The organism is Nonomuraea sp. NPDC049607, assembly GCF_040675375.1.
Lineage (GTDB): Bacteria > Actinomycetota > Actinomycetes > Streptosporangiales > Streptosporangiaceae > Nonomuraea.
The window spans coordinates 199,156-212,433 of sequence record NZ_JBFAOV010000016.1 but is presented as its reverse complement, the minus strand read 5'-3'; the positions used below and the strand labels follow the sequence as shown (position 1 = coordinate 212,433).

Genomic DNA, 13,278 nt, shown 5'->3' with positions numbered 1-13,278 from the left:
GTTTCTTGTTAGTTTAACAGCGTCGTTCGGCATTTGACGATCAGCCTGGTGCGGACCGTAGGCCAGCACCCGGGAAGGGAGAACCCTGTGAGGATCGCGAAGATCACAGCCACTACGGTCACCACGGCCGCCCTGGCCCTGGGCCTGGCCGCCTGTGGGTCAAGCGAGGAGCCGAAGCCGTCGTCCAGCGCGGCCGCCCCCGCTTCCAGTGGCCCGAAGTTCGCGGGCAAGACGCTCAGCATGTGGCGTCTGGGCGACAGCAACCCTGCCGCCGCCAAGTACATGGAAGAGCTCAACGCCGAGTTCACGAAGCAGACCGGCGCTGAGGTCAAGCTTGAGTGGATCCCGTGGCCGCAGGTGGCCGACAAGTTCGCCGCCGCCGCCACCGGCGCAGGCCCGGACGTGACCGAGATCGGCAACGACCAGGTCCCCATGTGGCAGAGCCAGGACGCGCTCACCCCGATCACCGACATCGCGCGTGAGGGCGACCGGGCCCAGATCCCCGAGAACCTCTACGGCTACGAGACGGTTGACGGCGAGATCTACGGCATCCCGTGGGGCGCCGGCGCCCGCGCGGTGCTCTACCGCAAGGACTGGTTCGCCGACCTCAAGATCGAGGTTCCCAAGACCTGGGACGAGCTCGTCGCCGCGGCCAAGAAGATCCAGAAGGAGAAGGGCGCCGGCGTCGACGGCTTCGCCTTCAACGGCGGCTCCGACGCCAACCACCTGCTGGCCGCGTTCGCCTGGTCCGAGGGCGGCGAGTTCGCCGTCAAGGAAGGCGACAAGTGGGTCGGCAAGCTGACCGACCCCGGCTTCCAGAAGGGCTTCGAGACCTACACCGGTCTGGTCACCGGCGGCCTGTCCAGCAAGGCGAACCTGACGCTGAACACCGTCGACATCCGCAAGCGCTTCGCCAACAACAAGGTGGCGATGTACCTCACCGCCGGCTGGGACCTGCCCGGCATCGAGGAGGACTCGAAGGGCAAGCTGAAGGGCGACAAGCTCGGCTTCTTCCCGCTGCCCGCCAAGACCGGCGGCCTGGCCCCCTCCTTCTTCGGCGGCAACGACATCGCGCTGTGGGGCGGCACCAAGGAGGCCGACCTCGGCAAGGAGTACATCAAGCTCGCCACCAGCAAGACCTGGGCCGACCGCTACGCCAAGGAAGGCGGCCTGCTGCCGGTCTACCCCGACACCCTGGCGGCGCTGAACGAGGACCCGGCGCAGGGCCCGTTCGCCCAGGCCTTCGCCAAGGCCAAGGCGTTCCCGGCCGACCCGAACTGGGCCGAGGCCGACGCCACCAAGGCCGTGCTGCAGAACGCGGCGCGCGCCGTCATCGAGGGCAAGAAGGACACCACCACGGCTCTCGCTGACGCCAACAAGGAACTCGAAGAGATCCTGAACCAGTAACGATGGCGAACACGACTACGGTCACCCGGGGCAGGGGCTCGTCCCCCGCCCCGGGGCGCCGCCGTAAGAAGGGCGGCGGGCCCGTCAAGGCCACCGGGATGCCCACCTGGAGCATCCCGTACGTGCTGCTCATCCCCGGGCTGCTGGTCATCGCGGGACTGCTGCTGTACCCGATGTTCCAGCTCGGCGTGATGGCCTTCCAGAAGGTCGGCCTCGCGCAGATCAGGGGAAGCAAGCCGGCCGAATGGGTGGGCCTGGGCAACTTCGACAAGGTCCTCTCCAACGACATCTTCTGGTCGGCTCTGCGCAACACCGTGGTGTTCGCCTTCGTCGCCGTCAGCCTCACCCTCATCGTGGGCACCGCGGTCGGCGTGCTGCTGAACAAGCTCGGCAAGAAGATGTCCCTGTTCGTGGTCATCGGGTGCATGTTCGCCTGGGCCGTGCCGCCGGTCGCGCAGGGCGTCATCTGGCGCTCGCTCTTCGACGCCGAGTCCGGCATCGTCAACTGGCTGCTCAACCTGCTGCCCGACTGGCTGGCCGCGCCGCCCGCGGGTCAGCAGGACTGGACGGGCACCCCCTGGCTCAACGACACCTTCCCGCTCTACGTCGCACTGATCGTGTGCGTGGTGTGGGCCGGGTTCCCGTTCATCGCGGTCTCGGTGCTCGCGGGCCTCAAGGGCATCCCGTCCGAGCTGTACGAGGCGGCGAAGGTCGACGGCTCGGGGGCGTGGCGGACGTTCAGGAAGATCACCCTTCCGCTGCTCAAGCCGGTCTTCGCCGTCCTGACGATCCTGTCGATCATCTGGGACTTCAAGGTCTTCAGCCAGCTCTACGTGCTGATGAACGGCCCGACCAACCGCGACGGTTTCAACCTGTCGATGTACGCGGTCGCGGAGGCGTTCAAGCCCCCGCAGAAGCTGGGCACGGGCGCGGCGATCTCCATCGTGCTGACGATCATCCTGCTCATCATCACCGTCGCGTACGTCCGGCAGATCGTGAAGCAGGAGGAGATGTGAACCCGCTGGCCCGCAAGAAGCTCGGGAAGATCCTCCTGAACACGGCCGGTGTGCTGGTCTTCCTCTACGCGGTCTTCCCCGTCTACTGGATGGTCTCCACCGGCTTCAAGGAGAACGACCAGATCTTCACGACGGAGTTCATCCCGTTCCCCACGCACTTCACCTTCGACCACTTCGCGCGGGTGCTGACCGAGGGCGTGGCGAACAACTCCATCTGGCTCTACATGCGCAACAGCGCGATCGTGGCGCTCGGCACCGTGCTCATCGGCTCGGTCTTCGCGCTGCTGTCGGCCACGGCCATCGCCCGCTTCCGCTTCAAGGGGCGTGGCACGTTCCTGGTCGTCCTGCTGATCGTGCAGATGCTGCCGGCGGAGGGCCTGCTCATCCCGCTGTACATGATGGTCAAGCGGGTCGGCCTCGGTGACCAGCTCATCGGGCTGATCATCACCCAGGTCGCGCTGACGCTGCCGTTCGGCATCTGGATGTTGCGCACGTTCGTGGCGGCGGTGCCGCGGACGCTGGAGGAGGCGGCCTGGATCGACGGCGCGAGCCGGCTGACCACGTTCTGGAAGGTGCTGTTCCCGCTGGTCGCCCCGGGGTTGGTGGCCACGAGCATCTTCTCGTTCATCACCGCCTGGAACGATCTCGTGTTCGCCCTCTACCTGATGTCGGGGTCCGAGGGATACACGATGCCGGTCGCCCTGCAGTACTTCTTCGGCCAGAAGGGCGTCGACTGGGGCGCGATCATGGCCGGTTCCACCCTGATGACCCTTCCGGTGGTCGTCTTCTTCCTGCTGGTACAACGCCGCATGGTCGCCGGTCTCACCGCCGGGGCCGTGAAGGGGTAACAGGCACTGATCCGCGTACGGCTCGGGTTCGTCCGAGCCGTACCCGGTCGTGCCTTCATTCAAGTGATGAGGAGCCATGAGTCAGAGTGATCGGGGGCTGCGTCGCCTCGCGGCCGGCACGCTGCTCGTCGCCTTCCAGGGCACCACGGCGCCCGACTGGGTGCTGCGCGAGCTGGACAACGGCCTGGGCGGCGTGACGCTCTTCGGGTTCAACGTCGCCAGTTCCGAGCAGGTCAGGTCGCTCACCACGACGTTGCGCGCCTCGGCCGAGCCCGTCATCTCGCTCGACGAGGAGGGCGGGGACGTCACGAGGCTGGCCTACCACGTCGGCAGCCCGTACCCGGGGAACGCGGCGCTGGGGGCGGTCGACGACGTGGACCTGACCTGCCGGGTCTACGCGGCGATCGGTTCGGAGCTGGCCGCGTGCGGCATCAACCTGGACCTCGCGCCGAGCGCCGACGTCAACACCGAGGCCGACAACCCGGTGATCGGGACCAGGTCCTTCGGCGCCGACCCGGCGCTGGTGGCCAGGCACACGGTCGCGGCGGTCAACGGCCTGCAGTCGGTGAACGTGGCCGCCTGCGTCAAGCACTTCCCCGGCCACGGCGCCACCCGGGTGGACTCCCACCTGGCCGTGCCCGTCGTGGACGTCGACCTGGACGTGTTGCGGGCCCGCGAGCTCGTGCCGTTCCGGGCGGCGATCGAGGCCGGCGCCAAGACCGTGATGACCGCGCACGTGGCGGTGCCGGTGGTGACCGGGGACACCCCGGCCACCCTGTCGCCCGCCGCGCTGACCGGGCTCCTCAGGGGCGAGCTCGGCTACGACGGCGTGGTCATCACGGACGCGCTGGACATGCACGCGATCACCAAGAGCGTGGGCCTGGCCAAGGGCGCCGTGCTCACGCTCGCGGCCGGGTCGGACCTGATCTGCCTCGGCCCGATCCCCGGCGAGGACGACGTCCAGCGGGTCATCGCGGAGATCGTGGACGCGGTGACCGAGGGCCGACTGCCGGCCGCCAGGCTGGAGGAGGCGGCCGAGCGGGTCCGGGCGCTGCGGGCCTGGTTCGGCGCGTCCGAGACGGTCGCCGCCGAGCAGAACGGGGTCGGCCTGCATGCCGCCCGCCGCGCCGTGCGGCTGACCGGCGAGACGGAACCCCTGGTGGAACCCCTGGTGATCGAGGTGGACACCCCGCCCACGATCGCCGTGGGAACCGTGCCGTGGGGTGTGGGCCCGTGGCTGCCGGACGCCGAGATCGTCCGCGTCGAGCCCGAGGCCGCCGACGTCCCCACCTTGCTGGCCAAGGCCGCGAACCGGTCGCTGGTCATCGTGGTGAAGGACGCCCACCGCTACCAGGCGAGCCAGGAACTGGTCTCCGCGCTGGTGGCGGCCCGCCAGGACGCGACGGTGATCGAGATGGGCCTGCCTGTCTGGCGGCCCGGCAGCGCCGCCTACATCGCCACGTACGGGGCGGCCAGGGCCAACGCCCAGGCCGCCGTGGAACTGATCACCGCCTGAGGCGGGCGACCACGCCCCCGCCGGATCAGGGCGCGAGGAGCTCCTCGCGCGCCTGGTCCAGCGCGGCCAGCACCGCGCCGCGCAGCACCGGGTTCGCATGGGCCACCGCCGTGGTGACCACCTGCGGCCGCACCGGGCAGATCCGCGCCACGGCCTCCTCCACCCTGGAGGTCAGCGCGGATCCCCCGGCGTGGCCCACCTCCCCGGCCAGCACGACCAGCCCCGGGTCGAGGATCACGCAGACCGCCGCCACACCCAGCGCCAGCCGGTGGGCGATGTCGTCGAGCATCGGCTCGCCGCGGGACCCGGCCGCCACCGCGACCTCGACGCACTCGCGGGCGCTCTCGGCCGTGAAGCCGTAGCCGCGGGCCAGCTCGGCCACTTCCTCGGCGCTGACCAGCGACTGCAGGCCGCCCGCCAGCGAGGGCAGCCGGCCCGGCTTGGTACGGATGTCCTCCGGCAGCGGAACGCCCGGCACCGGCAGGTAACCGATCTCCCCCGCGCTGCCCGAACGCCCCCGGTGGAGCTTGCCGCCCAGCATGACGGCCATGCCGAGGCCGCGGCTCGCCCACACCAGCACGAAGTCGTCGACGCCCTTGGCTGCCCCGTCGGCGTACTCGGCGAGGGCGGCGAGGTTCACGTCGTTCTCGATCGTCACCTCGCGCCGCAGGTCGCCGGCGAGCGCCTCGTGGATGCCCTCGTGCCAGCCGGGCAGGTCGAAGGAGAAACGCACGTCGCCGCTGCGCGGGTCGACCACGCCAGGGGTGCCGATCACCACGCCGCGCAGCCTGGCCAGGCTGACCTTGGCGCTGCGGCACGCCTTGACGATCGCGCCGTGCACGGCGGCGACCGGGTCGTCGTGGCCGCCGGGGTCGACGGTGACCTCGGCGATCGTACGGCCGTGGATGTCGGCCACGGCGGTCGAGATCAGCTCGGGGCCGACCTCCAGACCGGCCACATAGGCGCTTGAGGGGATGACCGAGTAGAGCGCCGCGTTCGGCCCTCTGCCGCCCGCCTGGGCGCCCACCACCTCGACCAGGCCACGCTCCTCCAGCCGCGCGAGCGTCTGGGAGGCGGTCACCTTGGACAGACCGGTCAGGTCGCCGATCTGCCCCCTCGTCATGGGGCCGGTGGCCAGCAACAGCTCCAGTGCGGCCCGATCGTTGATCTCCCGGAGAAGTCTGGGCACACCAGGACGACGCTCCACGCTGATTCCCACCGTCAAATCGAAAAGGTTGTTGGAAGTTTAGCGCCCGTGCTCTTGCATATCATCGGAGCCGAACACGAGGATGCCTCATGACCATCCTCCGCGGCCCGGCGATCATGCTCGCGCTCGGCCTCGTGCTGCTGCTGGACGTGTTGAGGGTCTTCCTCCCGTCGTTGATCACCTTGTTCGGCCGCGCGGGCGAGACACCGCCTGAGCTGATGGGCCTCTACGCAGCCGCCTGGTTCATCCTGCCTTTCCTCGCGCTGTTAGCCAAGCCGCGCCACGCTCTGCTCGGCGGCGCCGCGGCGCTGGTCCTCACCAGGATCCTGCTGCAGGCGGGGGTGGGCCAGCTCTACGTCGCCTCCGCCGGCGTCACCGCGGGTCTGGTCTTCCTGTACGGCTGCGCCCACACCGTGCCGCGACGGGCCGTCCCCGTGGGCGTCATGGGCGGCCTGAGCCTGTCGCTGACCGTCCATCTGCTGCTGGACGGCGTGGATCTGGTCTGGCGCGACGGCCTGGTCCCGTGGCTGGCGGCGCTGTCCCTCTGCGCCGCCTTCCTCGGCCTCGTACGCCCCCCGGAGGCCGAGGTGGACCGCGCGCCCACGCTGACGTGGTTCCTGCTCGGCCCGGCGATGCTGCTGACCGGCGTGGCCGCCACCGGCTGGGCCAAGCCCGTGGCGAGCCCGACCGACCTGTGGCAGGTGCTGGCGGGGACCGGGGTACTCGCCGTCGTCCTGGTCATGGTCGTCGTGCAGGCCCCCCATCCACCGCTGTCCCCGGTCTTCGACCTCATCGCCGGGGTCGTGCTGGTGGCCTTCACGCTGGTCCTCACCCTGACGGCGTCCTACTTCGCCGTGCTGATGATCGGCTGGCTCGGCGCCCTGCTCGCCGGAACCGCGCGGCCGGACCATCCCTCCGGACGGCGTCCCGGCGTGGCCGTGCTCGGCGGCGGGCTGGTCTTCTTCGTCGGGCTGTTCGTCTACTACGCGGCCTACGACATGAACCTCGGCTTCCCCAACGGCCTGGTCCTCGTGGCGGTGGCGGTGCTGGTCGCCGCCCTCAGCGTGGTCACGGCCCTGGTCCGGCACTCGCCGCGGCCGGTCGCGACGGTCCGTCTCGGCTGGTTGCCGGTGGCCTTCGTCGTCCTGCTGGTGGGGCTCGTGACGCTCGGGGCGCCGTCCGCGCCGCCCGTACGGGCCAAGCAGGGCGACACCTTCACCCTGATCACCTACAACATCCGCATGGGCTACGGCCTGGACGGCCGCCTGTCGCTCGACAAGATCGCGTCCTGGGCCGCGGCCCAGAAGCCCGACGTCGTGCTGCTCAGCGAGGTGGACCGCGGCTGGCTGCTGAACGGCGGCCACGACGACCTGGCCAGGATCGCCCGCGGCCTCGGCATGCGCTACCACTTCGCCCCGGCCGGCGACAACGTGTGGGGCGACGCCCTGCTCACCAACCTCCCGGTCAGGCAGGTGCACTCCTATCCCCTGGGCGCGCACGACTACCCGACGGGAGCCCAGGCCCAGGCGATCGTCCTGGAGGTCGGCGGCAAGGAGGTGGGCATCGTCAACACCCACCTGCAGGCCCCCGAGGGCCAGGCGCCGGAGGTGGCCGCGATCGCCCGCGCCCTGGCCGTCGGCCGGGACGCCGACGAGGCCGGGCACCGCGCCGCCGGAGCCGGGGAGCAGGTCAAGCGGCCGGTGATCCTGGCGGGCGACCTCAACACCCGGCCCACCGACCCGGCCATGGAGGTGCTGAAGGCGGCCGGGCTGACCGACCCGCTGACCGCGTTCGGGGACCCGCCGACCTCGCCCGCCGACGCCCCCAAGGAGCGCATCGACCACGTGCTGCTCACCCAGGGATTGACCGCGATTTCCGGGCAGGTGCCGCGCTTGCCCTATTCGGATCACCTGCCCGTTCTGACGACCTTGCGCCTAACCAGTGTTGACCAGGAGGGATAATCGAGAACATGCGCCTTTCCGCTCGTGTCGACTACGCCCTCCGTGCCGCCGCCGAACTCGCCGCAGCCGGCACGGGCCCGACTACTGTGGGTGAACTCGCCAAGGAACAGGACATGCCTCCCAAGTACCTGGAGAACATCCTGCTCCAGATGCGCCGCGCGGGTCTCGTGCGCGGCCAACGGGGTCCCGAGGGCGGCTACGTGCTGGCCCGGCCCGCCGCGAACATCTCGCTCGCCGACGTGATCAGGGCCGTTGACGGGCCGCTGGCGAACGTGCGCGGCGAGCGTCCCGAACACGTCGGCTACCGAGGTCCGGCGGAGTCGTTGCAGCAGGTGTGGATCGCGTTGCGGGCCACCGAGCGGGCCATCCTGGAGGAGGTCACGCTCGAACAGGTCGCCACGGGAAGCCTTCCCGAGCGCGTCCGGCAGCTCGCCGCAGACCCCGCCGCCTGGGACTGACCTCCACCGGGCGGCACAGCGGGCGCCCTCGGCCCGTGGCCATCGTGAAGGCCCGGAGGCGGTACCTAGACTGGAGGGATGCCCGAGGGAGACGCCGTCTATCGCACCGCCGCGCGCCTGCGCGGCGCGCTCGACGGCCGTGTGCTGACCAGATCGGACTTCCGGGTCCCGCGGCACGCCACCGCCGACCTGACCGGCCGTACGGTGCTCACGACCGTCTCCAGGGGCAAGCACCTGCTGACCCGGATCGAGGGCGGCCTGACGGTCCACACGCACCTGCGCATGGACGGGAGCTGGCGGGTCATGCCCGCGGGGCGGCGCACGGCCGGCGGAGACCAGGTGAGGCTGATCCTGGCCAACGAGCAGTGGCAGGCGGTGGGGATCAAGCTCGGCATGGTCGACCTGGTCACGACCGCCGACGAGGAGCGGCTGGTGGGGCACCTGGGGCCTGACCTGCTGGGCGCCGACTGGGATCCGGGCGAGGCCGTGCGAAGGCTACGAGGGGTGCCGGACAGGACGATCGGTGAAGCGCTGCTCGATCAGCGCAACCTGGCGGGGATCGGCACGATCTATCGCGCCGAGACCCTGTTCCTGCGCGGGATCTGGCCGTGGAAGAAGGTCGGGGAGATCGAGGATCTCGAAGGGCTCGTCACGCTGGCCCACCGGCTGCTGGAGGCCAACAAGGGGCATGGCGGCACGGTGACGACAGGTGATCGCCGCCCGGCGAACCAGACCTGGGTCTATGGCAGGGCAGGGAGACCCTGTCGCCGATGCGGCACGCGCATCAGCCGCGGGGAGATGGGGGCACAGCCACAGGAAAGGCTCATCCTGTGGTGTGGTGGCTGCCAGCCGCGTTAGGCCGCCACCATGTCCTTGACCTCGGGGAACACGGTGTCGCCGATCGACCCGGGAACCGTCTCGGCAAGGGGCAGGCGCTCGTGCTCGGGAACGTCGGCCAGAACAGGAGTGGCCTGGAGCTCCGCCAGCGCGAACTGGTCGGAAACCTCACGCAAAACCTGCGAGAGCGGCACTCCGAGGGCACCGCAAATGGACGCGAGCAGCTCGGACGAGGCTTCCTTCTGGCCACGCTCGACCTCGGACAGATAGCCGAGCGAGACACGCGCCAGCGTGGACACCTCGCGAAGCGTGCGCCCCTGACGCACCCGCAACCGCCTCAGCACGTCACCGAGCAGCTGACGCAGCAGAATCATCTGTCGCTCCCTCCCCGGCGTGGACGTCTTCACCACGCCCCGCGCGATCGGATCGTGCCGCACATTGGTCTTCTTGGCTTCGTACATACTCCTCGCCGTCATCATGGGGCGTCGCCGCCCCGGGTCTGCCGCTCGTGCCTGGTCGCGCGACTCATCAGGCCCGCCTGCCGGGCGCTCGGTGCTTGCAGTTGGCTCACGGACCTCACTCACAGCTCCACCGTACCCGTATCCACCGACACCGCGTCAGACCGTGCTTCGCATGTTCGCTCGGGACGTAACACGGTAATCATCCGGAATGTTCCCCTTTGTTAGCCTTCAGCACACCTGCGAGGAGATCGACTGCCTCGTGCACCGTCCTTACCCTGATACGTTCACGCGACCCCTCGAAGGTCAACTCCCGCACCGAGTTCTCCCCGCCGGGACCGTGGACGGCGGCGTACACCCGCCCCACGGGCTTTCCGTCCTGCGGTTCGGGGCCGGCCACGCCCGTCACGGCCAGCCCGTAGCCGGCCCCGCACACCCGGGCGACCCCCCTGGCCATGGCCGCGGCCACCTCGGGATGCACGGCCCCCTCGCGCCGAAGCAGCTCGTCCGGCACGCCCAGCAGGTCGTGCTTGAGATCGGTGGCGTAGGAGATCACCCCGCCCCTGAACGCCTTGGACGCCCCCGGGACCGAGGTGAACGCGGCCCCGATGAGCCCGCCCGTCAGCGACTCGGCCACCGCCACGGTGGCCTCCTGCCGCACCAGCAGGGCCAGAACCTCGGCCACGTCCGCCATCGCTCAGATCACTCCCCACGCGCCCGTCTGGCCACCTGGCGCAGCTTTACCGCCCGTACGAGATAGTCGCCGCCCGTCACGACCGTCACGACCAGCGCCGCGCCCATCACCACCCACCGCAGCGGCTCCGGCACCCCGGGCAGGATGTAGAGCACGATGGCGGCGATCTGCAGCACGGTCTTGACCTTGCCGCCGTAGCTGGCCGGGATGACCGCGTGCCGCAGCAGGACCAGCCGGAGCAGGGTGATGCCCAGCTCGCGGCCCAGGATCACGAGCGTCACCCACCACGGCAGCTCGTCGAGGATCGACAGGCACACCAGCGCCGCCCCGGTGAGCGCCTTGTCGGCGATCGGGTCGGCGATCTTGCCGAAATCGGTGATCAGCCCGTAGCGCCGGGCCAGCTCGCCGTCGAGATGGTCGGTGATCGAGGCGATCCCGAACACCCCCAGCGCGGCCAGCCGCCAGCCGGTGCCGGGCAGGAACAGGCATGCGACGAAGAAGGGGACGAGCACCAACCGGAGGACCGTGAGGACGTTGGCGATGTTCCACGGGCTTACCACGCGGCGCTCGTCCCTGGTCATGGACTGGCCTTGATGCGCGCGATCAGGTCAACCCCCTCGGCGTCGACCACGACCGCGCGCACGATCTGCCCCTTGACCAGGCCGATGCCCTGGACCGTCACCGAGCCGTCGACCTCCGGGCCCTGGTGGGCGGCCCGGCCCTCGTAGCCGCCGTCGCCCAGGTCGTCGTCGATGAGCACGTCGACCTCCGTGCCGATGCGCTCCTCCGCGCGCTGGGCGGTCAGCTCCTCCGCCAGCTCGGTGAGCACGCGAACGCGCTCGTCGATGACCTCCTGGTCGAGCTTGCCGGGCAGGTTGGCCGCCTCGGTGCCGTCTTCGTCGGAGTAGCCGAACACGCCGATCACGTCGAGCCTGGCCTTCTCCAGGAAGCCGACCAGCTCGCCGAACTCCTCCTCGGTCTCGCCGGGGAAGCCGACGATGAAGTTGGAGCGCACGCCCGCCTCGGGAGCGCCCTTGCGCACGCTCTCCAGGAGGCCCAGGAACCGCTCGGGGTCGCCGAAGCGGCGCATCCGCCGCAGGACGCTCCCACTCGCGTGCTGGAAGGACAGGTCGAAGTAGTCGGCCACGCCCTCGGTGGTGGTGATGACGTCGATCAGGCCCGGCCGCAGCTCGGCGGGCTGCAGGTAGCTGACCCGCACCCGGTCGATGCCCGGGACGGCGGCGAGCTGCGGCAGCAGCTTCTCCAGCGCCCGCAGGTCGCCCAGGTCCTTGCCGTAGGAGGTGGAGTTCTCGGAGACCAGGACGAGCTCGCGCACGCCCCGGTGCGCCAGCCAGTCGGCCTCGGCGAGCAGCTCGTCGGGGTTGCGCGAGACGTAGGCGCCGCGGAAGGCCGGGATGGCGCAGAACGTGCAGCGCCGGTCGCAGCCGGAGGCCAGCTTGAGCGAGGCGACCGGGCTCTCGTCGAGGCGCTTGCGCAGCACGCGCGGGCCGCTGGCGGGCGCGAGCCCGTCGGGCAGCTCGCCGTGGCCCGGGATGCCGGTCTTGGGCGCGCTCCCGCGCTCGACCGGCGAGATGGGCAGCAGCGTGCGGCGGTCGCGCGGCGTGTGCGGCTTGAGCGGTCGCCCGGCCAGCACGTCGTCGAGCCGGCCGCCGATCTCGGTGTAGTCGTCGAAGGAGATGACGGCGCTCGCCTCGGGCAGGGCCTCGGCCAGCTCGTTGCCGTAGCGCTCGGCCATGCAGCCCGCGGCCACCACCTTGACCCCGGTGTCGGCGGCGGCGAGCAGCGTGTCGATGGAGTCTTTCTTGGCCGAGTCAATGAAGCCACACGTGTTGACGACGACGACGTCGGGGTCGTCGTCGCCCAGCTGCCAGCCGGCAGCCTCAAGTCGCGCGGCCAGCTCCTCGGAGTCGACCTCGTTGCGCGCGCAGCCCAGAGTGATCAGCGATGCGGTTCGGCGGGATGACATGGTGAACACTACGGTATCGGGAGTTGGCCACCACCTGATGCACGGCCTCCCCGCCGGACTACCGCGGAGGCGACGTGGCGAGGCCGAACGAGCGGCTCACCATCTCCCCCCGGCCACCGAGTTTGTCCACCTTCTTGCCGTTGACCTGCAAGGACACCGCTCCGGCGTCGGCGAGGAGCAGGCTCAGCCTGTCCGCGGCCTGCCAGGTCGAGCTGTCGCCTTCCTGCAACATCCCGGCGAAGAGCATGCGGCCCTGACCGTCGCGCACGTTCACGTACGACGTACGCCTGGCCTTGATCTTCAAGGTCACCATGTTCTTGCCCGGTTTGGCCTTGGCCGCCGCCGCGCGGGGCCCTTCGGTGATGGGCGTGTTCGGCGGCACGCTCGGCCTGGGCGTGATGGCGTGCACGTCGGCGGTGCGCACCTGGTCGCTCGCACCGCCCAGCACCCGTACCGTGCCGAACACCACCACGACGGCCAGCGCCACGCCGAGCGCCATCGTCCAGTTGGGCCCCCGGCGCTCGCGCAGGGCGAGCGTGCGGTCGGCCTGGAACACGGCGGCCGCGCGCACGGGCTGCGGCGCCCCGCCGTGTTGCTGGTCGAACAAATGGACGGTGGCCTCCGGATCGAGGCCGACGACCTTGGCGATGGCCTTGACGTGGCCGCGGGCGTAGAAGGCGCCCCCGCACTGGTCGTAGTCTTCCTGCTCGATGCGGTTGATGATCGTTTCTCTGATGCGCGTGGCCGCGCTGACCTGCGCGACCGTCAATCCCGCCGCCTGCCTGGCCGCTGCCAGCATGGCCCCGATGCTCTGTTCCTGCACAGCGAACGCCTCCCCACCACGACAGTGCGTAGTGGTTCATATTCAATCAGTTATCGCCGTGGACCC

At 70.3% G+C, this 13,278-nt stretch carries 13 protein-coding genes; 7 read left to right on the top strand and 6 right to left on the bottom strand.

Annotated elements, in window-relative coordinates:
* Positions 1-87: 87 nt before the first annotated feature.
* The 4 genes from AB0J97_RS29320 (at position 88) to AB0J97_RS29305 (ending at position 4,787) form a co-directional block, all read left to right on the top strand.
* Positions 88-1,407 (top strand): extracellular solute-binding protein, encoded by a 1,320-nt coding sequence (locus tag AB0J97_RS29320; protein WP_357694278.1) that lies wholly within the window; start codon positions 88-90, stop codon positions 1,405-1,407.
* 2 nt (positions 1,408-1,409) lie between these two features.
* On the top strand, positions 1,410-2,423 hold the full coding sequence (locus AB0J97_RS29315) for a sugar ABC transporter permease (RefSeq protein WP_357694280.1): 1,014 nt from the start codon (positions 1,410-1,412) through the stop codon (positions 2,421-2,423).
* Complete coding sequence (locus tag AB0J97_RS29310) at positions 2,420-3,271, top strand: carbohydrate ABC transporter permease (RefSeq protein WP_357694282.1); 852 nt, start codon at positions 2,420-2,422, stop codon at positions 3,269-3,271. The genes AB0J97_RS29315 and AB0J97_RS29310 overlap by 4 nt, the downstream gene beginning before the upstream one ends.
* 76 nt (positions 3,272-3,347) lie before the next feature.
* Positions 3,348-4,787 carry a glycoside hydrolase family 3 protein gene (locus AB0J97_RS29305; protein ID WP_364094225.1) on the top strand — a complete coding sequence of 480 codons (1,440 nt, stop codon included), beginning with the start codon at positions 3,348-3,350 and terminating at the stop codon, positions 4,785-4,787.
* A gap of 25 nt (positions 4,788-4,812) precedes the next feature.
* Here the strand turns inward: AB0J97_RS29305 and AB0J97_RS29300 are convergent, their stop codons facing one another.
* Complete coding sequence (locus AB0J97_RS29300; RefSeq protein WP_357694286.1) at positions 4,813-5,994, bottom strand: ROK family transcriptional regulator; 1,182 nt, start codon at positions 5,992-5,994, stop codon at positions 4,813-4,815.
* 89 nt (positions 5,995-6,083) lie between these two features.
* Here AB0J97_RS29300 and AB0J97_RS29295 point away from each other — a divergent pair, with 89 nt between their 5' ends.
* The 3 genes from AB0J97_RS29295 (at position 6,084) to AB0J97_RS29285 (ending at position 9,271) form a co-directional block, all read left to right on the top strand.
* Positions 6,084-7,955, top strand: coding sequence for an endonuclease/exonuclease/phosphatase family protein (locus tag AB0J97_RS29295; protein ID WP_364094222.1), 1,872 nt, complete (start codon positions 6,084-6,086; stop codon positions 7,953-7,955).
* An 8-nt stretch (positions 7,956-7,963) separates the two neighbouring features.
* Positions 7,964-8,413: an Rrf2 family transcriptional regulator gene (locus tag AB0J97_RS29290; protein ID WP_357694290.1), complete on the top strand. Its 450-nt coding sequence runs from the start codon at positions 7,964-7,966 to the stop codon at positions 8,411-8,413.
* A 78-nt stretch (positions 8,414-8,491) separates the two neighbouring features.
* Positions 8,492-9,271: a DNA-formamidopyrimidine glycosylase family protein gene (locus tag AB0J97_RS29285; protein ID WP_364094218.1), complete on the top strand. Its 780-nt coding sequence runs from the start codon at positions 8,492-8,494 to the stop codon at positions 9,269-9,271.
* On the opposite strand, the gene AB0J97_RS29280 is transcribed toward AB0J97_RS29285, so the two are convergent.
* The 5 genes from AB0J97_RS29280 to AB0J97_RS29260 all read right to left on the bottom strand — a co-directional run bounded on the left by AB0J97_RS29280 (position 9,268) and on the right by AB0J97_RS29260 (position 13,212).
* Positions 9,268-9,624 carry a helix-turn-helix transcriptional regulator gene (locus AB0J97_RS29280; RefSeq protein WP_357694659.1) on the bottom strand — a complete coding sequence of 119 codons (357 nt, stop codon included), beginning with the start codon at positions 9,622-9,624 and terminating at the stop codon, positions 9,268-9,270. The two genes, AB0J97_RS29285 and AB0J97_RS29280, sit on opposite strands and share 4 nt — an antisense overlap.
* A 286-nt stretch (positions 9,625-9,910) precedes the next feature.
* Positions 9,911-10,402, bottom strand: a complete 492-nt coding sequence (locus tag AB0J97_RS29275; RefSeq protein WP_364094215.1) for a CinA family protein — start codon at positions 10,400-10,402, stop codon at positions 9,911-9,913.
* 8 nt (positions 10,403-10,410) lie between these two features.
* Entirely contained in the window at positions 10,411-10,983 is a 573-nt protein-coding gene (gene pgsA / locus AB0J97_RS29270) for a CDP-diacylglycerol--glycerol-3-phosphate 3-phosphatidyltransferase (protein ID WP_357694296.1), read from the bottom strand.
* The gene (gene rimO / locus AB0J97_RS29265) at positions 10,980-12,389 is read right to left on the bottom strand and encodes a 30S ribosomal protein S12 methylthiotransferase RimO (RefSeq protein ID WP_357694298.1); all 1,410 of its coding nucleotides are present in this window, start codon (positions 12,387-12,389) and stop codon (positions 10,980-10,982) included. Before rimO ends, pgsA begins: the two co-directional genes overlap by 4 nt.
* Before the next feature lie 58 nt (positions 12,390-12,447).
* Positions 12,448-13,212, bottom strand: a complete 765-nt coding sequence (locus AB0J97_RS29260) for a helix-turn-helix domain-containing protein (RefSeq protein WP_364094211.1) — start codon at positions 13,210-13,212, stop codon at positions 12,448-12,450.
* Positions 13,213-13,278: the final 66 nt, after the last annotated feature.